Annotated in this window: 16 protein-coding genes and 1 riboswitch; of the genes, 14 read left to right on the top strand and 2 right to left on the bottom strand. The window is 37.7% G+C overall.

Annotated features, from left to right (window positions below; genetic code table 11):
• Positions 1 to 41: 41 nt before the first annotated feature.
• On the top strand, positions 42 to 182 hold the full coding sequence (locus AA0017_RS05600; RefSeq protein WP_413380101.1) for a sporulation histidine kinase inhibitor Sda: 141 nt from the start codon (positions 42 to 44) through the stop codon (positions 180 to 182).
• Between the two features lie 61 nt (positions 183 to 243).
• Here AA0017_RS05600 and AA0017_RS05595 read toward each other — a convergent pair whose 3' ends face one another.
• Entirely contained in the window at positions 244 to 471 is a 228-nt protein-coding gene (locus AA0017_RS05595; protein WP_413380100.1) for a hypothetical protein, read from the bottom strand.
• A gap of 361 nt (positions 472 to 832) precedes the next feature.
• Between AA0017_RS05595 and AA0017_RS05590 the strand changes: the two genes are divergently transcribed.
• The 7 genes from AA0017_RS05590 to mnhG are packed head-to-tail and all read left to right on the top strand — an operon-like array spanning position 833 to position 6,703.
• Positions 833 to 3,238 carry a Na+/H+ antiporter subunit A gene (locus tag AA0017_RS05590; RefSeq protein ID WP_413380099.1) on the top strand — a complete coding sequence of 802 codons (2,406 nt, stop codon included), beginning with the start codon at positions 833 to 835 and terminating at the stop codon, positions 3,236 to 3,238.
• Complete coding sequence (locus AA0017_RS05585) at positions 3,238 to 3,663, top strand: Na(+)/H(+) antiporter subunit B (protein ID WP_413380098.1); 426 nt, start codon at positions 3,238 to 3,240, stop codon at positions 3,661 to 3,663. Before AA0017_RS05590 ends, AA0017_RS05585 begins: the two co-directional genes overlap by 1 nt.
• Positions 3,663 to 4,004, top strand: coding sequence for a Na(+)/H(+) antiporter subunit C (locus tag AA0017_RS05580; RefSeq protein ID WP_413380097.1), 342 nt, complete (start codon positions 3,663 to 3,665; stop codon positions 4,002 to 4,004). The genes AA0017_RS05585 and AA0017_RS05580 overlap by 1 nt, the downstream gene beginning before the upstream one ends.
• Entirely contained in the window at positions 3,997 to 5,478 is a 1,482-nt protein-coding gene (locus AA0017_RS05575) for a Na+/H+ antiporter subunit D (protein WP_413382414.1), read from the top strand. The genes AA0017_RS05580 and AA0017_RS05575 overlap by 8 nt, the downstream gene beginning before the upstream one ends.
• Before the next feature lie 7 nt (positions 5,479 to 5,485).
• Complete coding sequence (locus AA0017_RS05570) at positions 5,486 to 5,968, top strand: Na+/H+ antiporter subunit E (RefSeq protein WP_413380096.1); 483 nt, start codon at positions 5,486 to 5,488, stop codon at positions 5,966 to 5,968.
• Positions 5,965 to 6,261 carry a Na(+)/H(+) antiporter subunit F1 gene (locus AA0017_RS05565; protein ID WP_413380095.1) on the top strand — a complete coding sequence of 99 codons (297 nt, stop codon included), beginning with the start codon at positions 5,965 to 5,967 and terminating at the stop codon, positions 6,259 to 6,261. Before AA0017_RS05570 ends, AA0017_RS05565 begins: the two co-directional genes overlap by 4 nt.
• Positions 6,239 to 6,703, top strand: coding sequence for a monovalent cation/H(+) antiporter subunit G (gene mnhG / locus AA0017_RS05560; protein ID WP_413380094.1), 465 nt, complete (start codon positions 6,239 to 6,241; stop codon positions 6,701 to 6,703). Before AA0017_RS05565 ends, mnhG begins: the two co-directional genes overlap by 23 nt.
• 195 nt (positions 6,704 to 6,898) lie before the next feature.
• Here mnhG and AA0017_RS05555 read toward each other — a convergent pair whose 3' ends face one another.
• Entirely contained in the window at positions 6,899 to 7,681 is a 783-nt protein-coding gene (locus tag AA0017_RS05555; protein ID WP_413380093.1) for a phosphatidylserine decarboxylase, read from the bottom strand.
• A 223-nt stretch (positions 7,682 to 7,904) separates the two neighbouring features.
• Between AA0017_RS05555 and pssA the strand changes: the two genes are divergently transcribed.
• From pssA to AA0017_RS05525, 6 genes are all read left to right on the top strand, one after another.
• Entirely contained in the window at positions 7,905 to 8,444 is a 540-nt protein-coding gene (gene pssA, locus AA0017_RS05550; protein ID WP_413380092.1) for a CDP-diacylglycerol--serine O-phosphatidyltransferase, read from the top strand.
• Positions 8,445 to 8,712: 268 nt separating this feature from the next.
• Positions 8,713 to 8,985, top strand: coding sequence for an HU family DNA-binding protein (locus AA0017_RS05545; protein WP_003323994.1), 273 nt, complete (start codon positions 8,713 to 8,715; stop codon positions 8,983 to 8,985).
• 147 nt (positions 8,986 to 9,132) lie between these two features.
• Positions 9,133 to 9,238: riboswitch (TPP riboswitch) on the top strand.
• 656 nt (positions 9,239 to 9,894) lie between these two features.
• Positions 9,895 to 10,569: a thiaminase II gene (gene tenA, locus AA0017_RS05540; protein ID WP_413380091.1), complete on the top strand. Its 675-nt coding sequence runs from the start codon at positions 9,895 to 9,897 to the stop codon at positions 10,567 to 10,569.
• Positions 10,562 to 11,314: an ABC transporter ATP-binding protein gene (locus AA0017_RS05535; RefSeq protein ID WP_413380090.1), complete on the top strand. Its 753-nt coding sequence runs from the start codon at positions 10,562 to 10,564 to the stop codon at positions 11,312 to 11,314. Before tenA ends, AA0017_RS05535 begins: the two co-directional genes overlap by 8 nt.
• On the top strand, positions 11,311 to 12,072 hold the full coding sequence (locus AA0017_RS05530; protein ID WP_413380089.1) for an ABC transporter permease: 762 nt from the start codon (positions 11,311 to 11,313) through the stop codon (positions 12,070 to 12,072). The genes AA0017_RS05535 and AA0017_RS05530 overlap by 4 nt, the downstream gene beginning before the upstream one ends.
• A complete protein-coding gene (locus AA0017_RS05525) occupies positions 12,069 to 13,004 on the top strand; it encodes an ABC transporter substrate-binding protein (RefSeq protein WP_413380088.1) in 936 nt (311 codons plus the stop codon). Before AA0017_RS05530 ends, AA0017_RS05525 begins: the two co-directional genes overlap by 4 nt.
• Positions 13,005 to 13,458: the final 454 nt, after the last annotated feature.

Below are 13,458 nucleotides of genomic sequence, written 5' to 3'. Positions count from 1 at the left end.
TCTTAAAGGAGGTGACCTGTCACCGCCATTGACAGGAGATCATGCATAACCTTTCCGATGAATTGTTGATTGAAACGTATTATAAAGCAGTTGAACTGAACTTGAATCACGATTTCATTGAATTAATTAAAATTGAGCTACTTAATCGTTCATTAATGGACAAGATTAAATTAAGTTCTTAATTTTGTCATCACCAACCTTTCCTTATAGCTCATATCAGCATGGAGAAAAAGAGAGTCGGAATTAATCACGACTCTCTTTTTCTAGTTCTTCCACTTGACTTGGTACTACCTTAATATATTGACGGGGTGGTAGACGTTCTTTTTTAACCCTCTCACCATTTAACTGCTGGATTTGAAAGCGGCCATCCGTTTCTTCTAAATAACGATTTTCATTGTCCATATACCAAGCCCCAATAAACATTACCGAAAACAAGAGAAGACTTATCAGGACTTTCATTCGCGTTTTCATTCCGCCACTACCTTTTCTAAAATCAGGATTCATTTTGAAGAAAATCAATATTCTTCTTAAACTTTCCCAAATCGTCAATAAATATACACATTTTTGAATGAAGAGCCTCTAAGCCCCTTCATTTAAGCAATTGTGGCACTCTACCATATATGAAGCCATTCATTTACATTTGCCTTTCTACTTATATTGATAAAATCAAAAATTGTTGGAAACACTACGTTAAGCATGTTTAATGCGTCAACGCATAATTTAGGTTATAATTTACACTAGTGCGAAAAGAGGTTTCTCTTAAAATCGTAAAGGGGAGTATTACTAAAGGGCCCAATTTTACTATCAATAAAGTTTCTAAGGAGGTATGTATGTGTTTACTGCTTTACACTGGGCTACGATTTCACCCTTATTGTTAGCCATCATTATTCCGTTTATTTACAAATATGCTCGTCAAATACATACGGGTTGGTTTGTATTAGTCCTACCAGTTGTTTTATTCGTTTATTTCATTCGTTTCTTACCAGCCGTATCGAATGGTGAAGTGATAGAACAATCAGTTCCATGGGTTCCTTCCCTTGGGATTCATTTTAATGTTTATGTGGATGGTTTGAGCTTACTATTTGCTTTACTAATCACTGGAATTGGTGCACTTGTTGTTCTTTATTCCATTTTTTATTTATCCAAAAAGAAAGAGCAATTGCACAACTTCTATGTGTACTTACTTATGTTCATGGGGGCTATGCTTGGGGTTGTCCTATCCGATAACTTAATTGTTTTATATGCTTTTTGGGAGTTAACAAGCTTAGCTTCTTCTTTGTTAATCAGCTATTGGTATACGCGGGAAAAATCTCGTTACGGGGCCCAAAAATCAATGCTTATTACCGTTATGGGCGGATTCTCCATGTTAGCCGGTATCGTTCTCCTCTCGATGATCACGAACACGTTTTCGATTCGTGAAATAATCGCTCAAGCTGATGTAGTAGCGAGCAGTAATTTATTTATTCCTGCGATGCTCTTCATTTTATTAGGTGCCTTTACAAAATCAGCTCAATTTCCTTTCCATATTTGGTTACCCGATGCGATGGAAGCACCAACACCCGTTAGTGCTTATCTCCACTCTGCAACAATGGTTAAAGCTGGAATTTACCTTGTCGCACGTCTGACACCTGTTTTTGGTGGAGCTGCAGAATGGTTTTGGATTATCTCGATATTCGGTATTGTAACCTTACTCTGGGGCTCACTCTCAGCCGTCAGACAAAAGGATTTAAAAGGAATACTCGCCTTTTCGACTATAAGTCAACTAGGTCTCATTATGTCATTACTAGGTCTTGGGTCCGCAACCTTATACTTTAGTGAAGGACAAAATGTAGAACTATATTTAACGGCTGTTGTTGCCGCCGTTTTCCACTTAATTAACCACGCAACCTTTAAAGGAAGCTTATTTATGAGTGCGGGTATCATTGACCACGAAACTGGTACACGTGACATTCGTAAGCTTGGCGGTTTAATGACGATCATGCCGATTACATTTACCCTTTCCTTAATTGGATTAGCTTCAATGGCTGGTTTACCGCCATTTAACGGTTTCTTAAGTAAAGAAATGTTCTTTACCGCACTACTTAATGCAACAGAATATGGTATTTTTAATATGGAAACTTTCGGTATGCTCTTCCCAATCATCGCCTGGGTCGCTAGTATATTTACTTTCCTATATTGTGCTGTGATGTTTTTCCAAACGTTCACAGGCAAATTTGAACCGAGTAACTTCAAAAAAACTGTACACGAAGCACCGATTGGCTTATTAATTAGTCCGCTCGTTTTAGCTTCATTAGTAATCATTTTTGGGTTCTTCCCAAATCTATTATCTAAATCGATTATTGAACCAGCTGTTGTTTCAATTGCCCCTAGCCTTGCTGGAAGTGAGTATTTAGATGTAGACATTTATATGTGGCACGGATTTAACGCTGAATTATTTATGACAATTGGCGTAATCTTATTTGGAACGATTTTATTCTTATTAATGAATAAATGGACGAAACTCTCGATTTATAAACATGAACGTGATCCGTTTAACCGTGTATATGATGGGGCTTTATTTGGCCTTTCTAGTGGTGGTAAAAAGTTAACTGACGCTTATATGAAGGATAACTTCCGCCAATATTTAATTTACATTTATAGTTTTATGGTTCTATTCCTTGGTTATATGATAATTAGACTTGGTGTCATTGATTTAGTCCCAGAAAGCTATGCTCCTATTGCTTTCCATGAAGTGACTCTTATTATCGTGATGGTAGCCAGTTCTATTACAGTTGCACTTGCCAAAACAAGACTAAAAGCCCTTATTGGAATAAGTAGTTTAGGTTTTGCAATAGCATTTTTCTTCGTCCTTTTTCGTGCACCTGATTTAGCTTTAACACAGCTTGTTATTGAGATCGCTTCTACAGTCCTCTTTTTACTCTGTTTCTATCACTTACCACTTTTTAAAGAAACTGTAGATGAAAAGTCTGCGAAGATTATTAATGGTATAGTTGCGACTGGTGTTGGGACTATTATTACTTTGCTAGCCATTTCCTCTCATAACAATCGTTTATTTGAACCTTTAACTGAGTACTTTGTTAATACGAGTTATGATGAGGCAGGCGGTAAAAACATGGTTAACGTAATCCTTGTTGACTTCCGAGGATTTGATACATTATTTGAACTTGCCGTATTAGGCATAGCTGCTATCGGAATTTATGCAATGATAAAAGGCAAGGTCGAAAAGGAGGGACTATAATGCATCCTAATGATGTGATATTGCAAACTGTAACTAAGCTTTTAGCTTTTATCATCGTTATTTTCTCCTTTTACGTCTTCCTTTCCGGACATCATAATCCAGGTGGTGGATTTATCGGAGCTTTAACAACAGCTTGTGCTTTTTTATTAATCAGTGTTGCTTTTGATATTGAAACCGTGAAAAAAATGATTCCGGTTGACTTTAAACTACTTATGGCAGTTGGACTGCTTATAGCCGTTATATCAGGAGTTATCCCGATGTTTTTTGGAGAAAATTTCTTGTGGCAAACATTTGATTATTTTGATCTGCCATTACTCGGTGATAATACAGAACTGGCGACTGCCCTTGTTTTTGATGTAGGCGTTTATTTAGTCGTCATTGCCGTTGTATTATCGATCATCTTTACAATTGGGGAGGAACAATAATGGAAATTTTAATCTCCATCTTGTGCGGAATCCTCTTTACTGTTGGCACCTATTTAATTCTGTCAAGAAACATGACTAAAATCGTCATTGGAACTGCCGTTTTAAGTCATGGGGTCCATCTGCTTCTCTTAACAATGGGAGGCTTAAAGTTAGGGGCCGCACCACTCTTAGGCTATGAAGAAGCGGCTTATGCAGACCCCCTTCCACAAGCCTTGATTTTAACAGCGATTGTTATCAGCTTTGGGGTGACATCTTTCTTACTTGTTCTTGCTTACCGAACATACAAAGTACATGGAACAGTTGATATGGATAAATTGAGGGGAATGAAAGATGATGAATAACTTAATTATATTACCAATATTAATCCCATTTCTGACCGCGATCATTCTTCTTTTTATTAGAAAAAGCGTTAAAGCCGAACGTATTATTAGCGTGTTATCAGGAATTTCTTTAGTCATTATTAGTGGGTTACTTGTAAAAGAAGTGCTAGATAAAGGGGCTATCTCTTATGCCCTTGGTGGCTGGGCTCCCCCTTTTGGTATTGCTTTAGTAGCTGACTCATTAGCAGCCTTACTCGTTTTATTTGCGAGCATTGTCGTTTTAATTTGTATTTTGTTTTCTATTCGTGGGATAGATGAAATTCGAGTGAAGTATTTCTTTTATCCACTCGTCCAATTCCTTCTCCTTGGGGTCATTGGAGCTTTTCTAACTGGAGATATCTTTAATCTATTTGTCTTCTTTGAAGTATTACTAGTGGCTTCTTATGGCTTAATTACACTCGGTGGTTCAAAAGCACAATTACAAGAGTCGATTAAATACGTTTTAATCAATGTGATATCTTCAGCCTTTTTCGTTACAGCGATTGCTCTTCTATATTCTGTGACAGGAACACTCAATATCGCACATTTATCACAGCGTGTAGCAGAAGTAAATCAACCAGGAATTTTAACGGTTATCGCCTTTTTATTTATGATTGTCTTTGGGATGAAAGCAGCGATATTCCCATTATACTTCTGGTTACCAGGTTCATACGCCGCACCACCGCCTGTTATTACCGCCCTATTTGCTGGTCTGTTAACAAAGGTCGGAATTTATGCGATTATGCGTGTGTTTACAATCATCTTTTATCATGAGCCACAGATTACTCATTTGACACTTGAAATCATTGCTGTCTTAACAATGGTTGTTGGGGTCATTGGGGCTGTTGCTTATCAAGATATGCAAAAAATTGTTGTTTATAATGTTGTTGCTGGTGTTGGTTTCATTATCTTTGGAATTTCCTCACTTAATGAGGCTGGATTATTTGGGGCTACCTTCTATTTGCTTCATGATATGTTGATTAAAGCGGCTCTCTTCTTATTAGTCGGTGCGATTATGATCATCACTCAAACATCATCAATGAAAAACGCTAGTGGTTTAATCAAACAATATCCATTAGTCGGCTGGTCGTTTTTAGTCGCTGCCTTATCGCTTGCCGGAGTACCTCCTTTTAGTGGCTTTTTTGGAAAACTCTACTTAATTCAAGGTGGATTTGAAGCAGGACAATATATTTCCGTTATCATCATGATAATTGTCAGCCTGCTCATTCTTTATTCAGTCATACGTATCTTCTTTAACGTCATTTTAGGTGAAGAAAATCATGCTTCTCAGAACGAAACAGCGAATATTAAAGGGCTTCTTTATCCTAGTATAATCTTATTATTTTTATCATTTGTGATGGGGTTTGGTGCCGAGTTTATCGTCCCTCACGTTGCGAATGCTGCCGAGACATTGCTAAACCCTGAAATTTATATTGAAGCCGTATTAAAGGAGTAGATTAATTATGATGTCCTTTCAGTTACTCATAAATTTCGCACTCGCAGTAGCATGGATGTTTTTATATAACTCATATGACCTTCCAACCTTTATTATTGGATATATTGTTGGTTTTCTTATTTTGTATATGATGAGGCGAATATTTCCATCAAGGTTATATATTATCCGTGTTTACGGAGTGATTCATTTAGGAGTTATCTTTATTAGAGAGCTCATTCTTTCTAATTACAGTGTAATGAGACTTATTTTAAAGCCAAAATTAGATATTAAACCTGGTATTTTCACTCTACATTTAGATTATAAATCCGATTGGGAGTTAACATTATTAGCCCTTCTAATCTCTTTAACACCAGGAACGGTCGTGATTGATATTTCACATGACAAAGAGCAAATGTATATTCACTCCATGAATATTGATGATTTAGAGAGCAGTATCGGTCATATTCAAAATTCCTTCCAAAAAGTTATCTTGGAGGTGAGCCGTACATGATTAATGCACCCATTGACTATTTCCTTTATTTTGGAGCCGCGGTCATATCATTAGGTTTACTCGGTGGAATTTATCGGATCATTAAAGGTCCTACTCCCGCTGACCGCTTGATGGCCCTCGATACGATTGGTATTAATTTGATTTCAATGACAGCTCTTACTTGTATGATTTTACGTACATCTGCTTATCTAACCGTTATATTATTAGTTGGGATTTTAGCATTTATCGAAACGGTATCCATTGCGAAGTTTATTGAAAGGGGTGTTGTTCTTGAACGGAAACGTAATCATTGATATTTTGGTCGGGCTGTTTGTCGTCCTAGGTGCCTTTATCTCATTTGTCACGATGGTTGGGTTAATCAGATTACCTGATACGTATACAAGAGCACACGCCGCCTCAAAGAGTGCAACACTTGGTGTCCTTTTAATTCTTATTGCTACATTAATTTTCTTTTTCCCTGAATACGGGTTTGACGCTCGTATCATTCTAGGAATCATCTTTGTCTTTATTTCATCCCCTGTATCAGGGCATTTAATTAGTCGTGCCGCATATTTTTCCAATGTTCCTCAATGGGAGCATGCCGTACGAGATGATTTAAAGATAGTCTTGCAAAAACGTAAACAACGTTATGAAATGCAACTCGCAAAGAAAAAAGGCGAGGAAGGCAAAAAAATGCAAGAGCTTGAACGCCGCAAAAGAGAAGAAGAAGAAGTAAATAAACCAGAGAACAGTTAATGAAGAGGCTTCACTAGTTGTAGTTAATTGAAAAAGGAGATGGGAAGCCATTAAGGACTTTCCATCTCCTTTTTTTGTTTGATTAGGACTTTTCCTTATTTATTCCTTCTCAGACCAGTAACCATAATCACCTGCATCACAAAAAGGCTTCCTCATAGGGGCATATTCCCTTGAGGAAGCCTTTTCCCTACCAGCTTATGCTTGGCTTTTTTGAGCAATCTTTTCGCCCATTTTTATATTCTGATTTTCATGAATCGAATCAAAGGTAAGGAAGTTGGGTTTAAATAGAAGAATGACAGTCGAACCAAAGGAAAAATATCCGATTTCCTCCCCCTTCTTTAATTGAGTATGGTCGTGAGTCAATTCGATGGAATTAATGTTCATCGCTCCCACCTTAACGACAACCATTGATTTTCCCTCAACTTCCAATTCAGTCAAAAGTCGATAATTGTGCGATAACGGCTTTTTTCCGTATTTCAAGCCCATTTCATTAACCGGATAAGAACGACCTCCTAAACGCCATTGTCGCTTTATATGACCTGCTACAGGGCTATGAATGCGATGATAATCCTTTGGGCTTAGATAGAAAATAATAAACTGGCCCCCGACATAACGTTTCGCTTCCCTTTTGTCTCCTAACATGTCGGTTAATGAATAGGTTTGGCCCTTCACCATAAATTCGCTCTGTTCATTTAGTACTCCAAATGTGGCAATTTTCCCATCTACTGGACTTACAATCACATCTTCCTTAGCCTCAACTGTCCTGCTTCCATCTGCTAAGGACCGAATGAAAAATTGATGTAGACTTTTATATTCTCCAATCGGTTTGGCTGCCTCCGCTATATTTATTTGAAACGTTTTCGCAAATTGCGGGATGATAAACTTACTCATTTTTGACTGAGCAAATTTCTTTAACATATTCGATTGAAGTTTAGAATTACTTAATTCGACAAATGTCCTAAAAATTCTTTGTTTCAACAAGCTGTCCTCCGTCTTCGTTCATAATTATTTTGACGATGTTCTTCCTTTTAGTAGTGAATTTACTTCTCATATGATAAGATTATATTTTAATAACGTATGTAAAAAAATGTACGCTGTTAGGAATATCCATTAATAACCCTGATGAAAACAGATTGATAAACTATTACTGTCTTACTATTTTTTTGTTTTCATTTATTATGATTTTCAAGGAGTGAAATAGATGTTTCTTTTACAACGCCTTGACAATACCAAAAAGAAACTAAAAGGACAAATCGCCAATGTCCTGACTCTATTAAATCTTAGTTTAGGTGCATTTGCAATCCTTTATACGATACAAAATCAATTACAACTTGCTCTGCTTTTTATTACAATTGCAGCCGTTTTTGATCGATTGGACGGAGCCGTTGCCCGTAAATTAAATAGTACCTCTGAGTTAGGAAAACAATTAGATTCTTTAAGTGATATGATTTCATTTGGTGTTGCCCCTGCCCTTTTAATCCATCAAGCGATTTTATTTGAATTTGGATTTGCTGGTGCCTTCTTTGCTATTGTCTTTATTGTGTGTGGAGCTATTCGTTTAGCTAAGTTTAACATTACTGAAGCAAATGGTTTCTTCTATGGCCTTCCCATTACAGCAGCTGGCTGTATTCTCACGATCATGACTCTTCTTGTGGAATACATTCCAGAATATGTGTTTATGATCAGTACCTTAATTTTAGCCTTTCTTATGATCAGCCCTTTTAAAGTTAAGAAGATGTAAATTTCATTTATATTAGGACCAAAATTAGTTTTTATTCGACATTTATCAAGAAATATACGAAGAATTGTCAAAAACGGTGGAAATATTGGCTTAATATGAATGATTTTCCTTCGAAAGGCTTGACAGTAGTAGGCTTGGAGAGTAAATTGTAAGTGCAGGCTAATTAACTAACAGATAAGCACTGCTAAAAACGTAAGAACGAGCTTTAGTTTTTCTAGAATAGAGGAACAAGTTTTTTCTAAACAAGGTATGAAAGGGAGTTTTTTTCATGAACAAAACAGACTTAATTAATGCAGTATCAGAGCAGGCAGACCTTTCTAAAAAGGACGCTTCTAAAGCAGTAGACGCTGTTTTCGAAAGCATTACTACAACACTAGTAGAAGGTGGAAAAGTTCAACTAGTTGGTTTTGGTAGTTTTGAAGTGCGTGAGCGTTCAGCTCGTAAAGGACGTAACCCACAAACTGGTGAAGAGATTGAAATTGCTGCAACTAAAAACCCAGCATTCAAGCCAGGTAAACAATTAAAAGACGCAGTTAACTAATTATGTTAACTAAATCGGAGCAATGGATTTATCCCATTGCTCCGATTTTTTAATTATTTCAATAGATTTTCTATTATTATTGAGAATCTATTGTTTTCCTTACAAAGGTATGTTAACTTTATTGGGAAGTATATAACTACATACTCGTTTAACCACTAGGGGTGCATAGTTGCTGAGAGAGGCCGAATTTGGTGCCTTAACCCTTTTACCTGATCTGGATAATACTAGCGGAGGGAAGTGGATCGAAGGATCTTGAATGATTTGATTGTTATGATATTTATCAGCACTCTCTATGATTCTTGTTGAATTTGATCAAGTTTTTAATCATGATAAAAACAAACACTTCCAGCCGAAATTTCGACTGGGAGTTTTTTTATGTTTATATTAAGGAAACATAAATGCACAGCAACCAAAAACAATTAACAAGTTGGTGCACTCTTCTCTTAGCATCTAAATAGCTATTGGTTTAAACAAGAATGAATCTAGCTACGCCTGTTAGAAGTTCGAGAAAAATCGGTTCGTCTGTTAGAAGCTTGAGAAAAATCGAAGCAACATGTTCATTCCTAAAAGATGAACCGAATGGCTTTTGGTTAACTAAAACGGAGATAGCGGAATGCCTGGAGACTCCTGCGGGATTAGTGAGGAACGGGAGACCCCACAGTTCTACGAGGAGGCTCCCGACTCACCCGCTATTGCTGCGGGCATGCAGCTCGCGGAGTAATCCAACTTCTCTTTTCTCGCTTCTGAGCAAACAGGCTTCGCTTTTTATTCAATCTAGCTACGCCTGTTAGAAGCTTGAGAAAAATCGGCCGTCTTTATGAAGACAAAAAGCGTCTTCAACAGCCGCCCTGTATTTTTTCTCGCTTCTGACCGAACAGGCTTCGCTTTTTAATCTAAGGAGGATTTATGATGAAACTTTCAGAACGTTTATATGAAAAAGCAAAACCAATTTGGGAGCAAAGCCATTCCCACCCTTTTGTTCAAGGAATCGGAAACGGAACACTCGATATCGAAAAGTTCAAATTCTTTATGTGCCAAGATTATATTTATCTAATCGATTATGCTAGACTTTTTGCTCTTGGTAGCTTAAAAGCGAATAATCTTGAAACGATGCAAACTTTTGCGAAAATGCTTCATGTCACATTAGACGAAGAAATGAGCCTTCACCGTGCTTATGCAAAACGTTTAGGCATATCAAGAGCAGAGCTTGAGGCAACGAAACCAGCCCCTACTACACTCGCTTATAGTTCTTATATGTTAAATATTGCTCAGCGTGGCTCATTAAAAGAGCTTCTAGCAGCCGTGATGCCTTGTGCGTGGAGTTATTATGAGATTGGAAAGGCTTTAAGTGAGATTCCTGGTGCAATGGAACACGAATGGTACGGAGAATGGGTCACGATGTACCAGTCCCCTGAGTTTGGTGAGGTTGCCAAGTGGCAAGTTGATTTGCTCGACCAATTAACAGAGTCAAGCTCTGAAGAAGAGTTACTTGAGCTTGAAGAAATCTTTTTAACAACGAGCCGTTTTGAATATATGTTCTGGGACATGTCCTATCAACAAGCGATGTGGCCACTCAATGACTGATACCCAAGTCTCTTTTCAACATGTCTCTTTTCAATATGCTTCCTCATTTGAAGAGACGATACATGATTTGAGTTTTTCAGTTAAAGCTGGAGAATTTGTGAGTTTTCTCGCCCCAAGTGGTGCAGGAAAAAGTACGATTTTCCGATTGCTTACATCCCTTGAAACACCGCAATCAGGAAATATTCTCTTTAACGGATCGCCCTTTTCAAATAAAACGCATCAAATCGGCTATATGCCACAGCGTGATTTATTACTTGATTGGCGAACGATTTTAGACAATGCTGCCTTACCACTCGAACTTCAAGGCTTATCCAAAAGTCAAGCACGGAAAAAGTCTTTATCCTACTTTGCAGACTTTGGGTTAAAAGGCTATGAGAGCTCCTATCCTATACAGCTCTCAGGCGGCATGAGACAGCGTGTCTCCTTTTTGAGGGCAATGTTAAGCGGCCAGCAAGTTTTATTGCTAGATGAACCATTTAGTGCTCTTGATGCGATGACACGTATCGCGATGCAACAATGGCTTTTAAGTATGTGGAAGAAATGGAATATGACGATTCTCTTTGTCACTCATGATATCGATGAGGCACTCCTTCTTTCTGACCGAATTTTTCTTTTTCAACAAAAACCGTTGTCTTCTTATCAAGAAATCTTTTTAACGGAAAGCAGGCCACGTCTCATAAAAGACGATTTGTTTGAATTAAAACAATCGATTGTTGATAAATTGCTAAAAAAGGTGAATCTATGAACACAAAAATTAAATTGAATCGCTGGTTATCTGCATGCGTTTTAATTCTCCTCCTTTTGCTCGGTTGGGAAGCGTGTGCACTCTGGGTGAATCAACCATATTTATTTCCATCACCTTCACAAATTTTTATCAAAATGATTGATTTGCATGATGTTTTATTTTTTGTTCATCTTCCGGCGACCCTTTCCGTTATGCTCATTGGTTTATTTTGTTCAATGATTTTAGGTGTTGCCCTTGCTCTATGTATGAATAAATTCAAAACACTTGAACAAGCGATTTATCCGGTTTTAGTCGTGTCACAAACGATTCCCATCATCGCCCTCGCTCCTGTTTTTGTGCTTTGGTTTGGTTATTCGATTTGGAGTAAAGTCCTTGTGACGGTTTTAATTACGTTTTTCCCAATTACCGTTAATACTTTTGATGGCTTGAAATCTACATCAAAAGAACAGCTCGAGTGGTTTAAAACGGCTGGTGCGAGTAGACGAGCCATTTTAACCAAACTCTATATCCCCTCCGCCCTTCCCTCCTTTTTTTCGGGAATGAAAGTGGCAATTACGTTAAGTGTGATTGGGGCAGCGATTGGAGAATGGTTAGGAGCAAATGCAGGCCTTGGTTATTTCAGCCGCCGTATGATGACTCAATTCGATGGGGCTGGCGTATTTGCCCCGATTGTTTGGCTTTCCATCTTAGGTTTAATCGGCTTTTTACTCATTACCTTACTAGAATATTACTTATTAAAATGGAGGCATATCAAATGAAGAAGGTTTTTTTATCACTTTTAATTGGTTTTTCACTTTTCTTAGGAGCTTGTCAGGCTAATTCTGACTCAGAGCTAGAAAAGGTCGAGATTATGCTCGATTGGTATCCGAATGCGGTACATACGTTTTTATATACAGCTTTAGAAAAAGGCTATTTTGAAGAGGAAGGGTTAGATTTGAACATTGTCTTCCCTGCTAATCCTACCGATCCAATCTCACTCACAGCTGCTGGTTCGATTCCTTTTGCTTTAAGTTATCAACCTGATATTATTTTAGCTCAAGAAGAGGGATTACCAGTCACATCCATTGCTCCAATCGTTCGTAGTCCACTCAATCATGTGCTGTTTTTAACAAAAAAAGGCTACGATCGTCCAGCAGACCTTGAAGGGAAAACGATTGGTTATCCAGGTATCCCATTAAATGAAGCTTTATTAAAAACGATGGTCGAAGCTGATGGCGGTGATTTTTCACAAGTTGAAATGATTGATATTGGTTTTGAACTTGGAGCCTCCATTATTAGCGAACGTACGGATGCGATTATCGGAGCGTATATCAACCATGAGTACCCTGTTTTAAAACATGAAGGTCATGATATTCAATATTTCAATCCTGTTGATTATGGCGTTCCTGTCTATCATGAGCTCGTTTTAATTACAAATGAAGCGATGCAACAAGAAAAACCTGAAATCGTGGAAGCTTTCTGGAATGCCGCTAAAAAAGGCTATCAAGATGTCAAAGAAGACCCAGAGCAAAGCCTAGAAATCTTATTAAACAACCAAGATGAAGCCAACTTCCCTCTCAACGAAATCGTCGAACAAGAGAGTTTAAGTATTTTGTTAGAGAAAATGGAAAATGACACGGAAGCTTTTGGTCACCAAGAAGAAAGTCAATGGCAGGAAATACGTGAGTGGCTATTACAGTCACGTGAATAGAAGACGTTTTTATTGATGAGCTCCTCTCCTGCCTTCGTTAAGTGGCATCTATTTACTTTAAAAAAGCTACGGAGCTATGGACAGCCTTAAAAACTCATGATGTACGACCACTCTTTTGCTAGATTTTGATTGTAAAAACTGATGGACCTGTTGCATATAATATCTTAACTTTTTTATAAAGGTGGGAATTATATGCCTGGGTTCATTGTTTGGATCTCGATAGTTATTGAATGGATGGCAGAGCATTTCTTTTGGTGGCTACTTTAATCATTAGCCCTACTCAAACCACATATATATTCTATCTGCACCTCTCCTAGTATGATAGTTATATCAAATAAAGGAAGTGCTTATCTATGTCCAAAAATCCATTAACGCCTGCCCCTATTAAACTCCCTCTAGAAAACGATTCTTCGGTTGCTTCCCCTACTTCTATACAGGGCTATGCTTCTGAGTG

Source organism: Alkalihalobacillus phoenicis (assembly GCF_047302405.1).
Lineage (GTDB): Bacteria > Bacillota > Bacilli > Bacillales > Bacillaceae_D > Alkalihalobacillus.
The sequence above is the reverse complement of the archived record's forward strand: the minus strand, read 5'-3'. Positions and strand labels throughout refer to the sequence as shown.

Excerpts from the sequence above, each read along its gene's own strand:
- AA0017_RS05580 (WP_413380097.1), top strand. The coding sequence starts at position 3,663 with ATGGAAATTTTAATCTCCATCTTGTGCGGAATCCTCTTTACTGTTGGC.
- AA0017_RS05530 (WP_413380089.1), top strand. The coding sequence starts at position 11,311 with ATGAACACAAAAATTAAATTGAATCGCTGGTTATCTGCATGCGTTTTA.
- pssA (WP_413380092.1), top strand. The coding sequence starts at position 7,905 with ATGTTTCTTTTACAACGCCTTGACAATACCAAAAAGAAACTAAAAGGA.
- AA0017_RS05545 (WP_003323994.1), top strand. The coding sequence starts at position 8,713 with ATGAACAAAACAGACTTAATTAATGCAGTATCAGAGCAGGCAGACCTT.
- AA0017_RS05575 (WP_413382414.1), top strand. The coding sequence starts at position 3,997 with ATGAATAACTTAATTATATTACCAATATTAATCCCATTTCTGACCGCG.
- tenA (WP_413380091.1), top strand. The coding sequence starts at position 9,895 with ATGAAACTTTCAGAACGTTTATATGAAAAAGCAAAACCAATTTGGGAG.
- AA0017_RS05585 (WP_413380098.1), top strand. The coding sequence starts at position 3,238 with ATGCATCCTAATGATGTGATATTGCAAACTGTAACTAAGCTTTTAGCT.
- AA0017_RS05595 (WP_413380100.1), bottom strand. The coding sequence starts at position 471 with ATGAAAACGCGAATGAAAGTCCTGATAAGTCTTCTCTTGTTTTCGGTA.
- AA0017_RS05525 (WP_413380088.1), top strand. The coding sequence starts at position 12,069 with ATGAAGAAGGTTTTTTTATCACTTTTAATTGGTTTTTCACTTTTCTTA.
- AA0017_RS05535 (WP_413380090.1), top strand. The coding sequence starts at position 10,562 with ATGACTGATACCCAAGTCTCTTTTCAACATGTCTCTTTTCAATATGCT.
- AA0017_RS05600 (WP_413380101.1), top strand. The coding sequence starts at position 42 with ATGCATAACCTTTCCGATGAATTGTTGATTGAAACGTATTATAAAGCA.
- AA0017_RS05565 (WP_413380095.1), top strand. The coding sequence starts at position 5,965 with ATGATTAATGCACCCATTGACTATTTCCTTTATTTTGGAGCCGCGGTC.
- AA0017_RS05570 (WP_413380096.1), top strand. The coding sequence starts at position 5,486 with ATGATGTCCTTTCAGTTACTCATAAATTTCGCACTCGCAGTAGCATGG.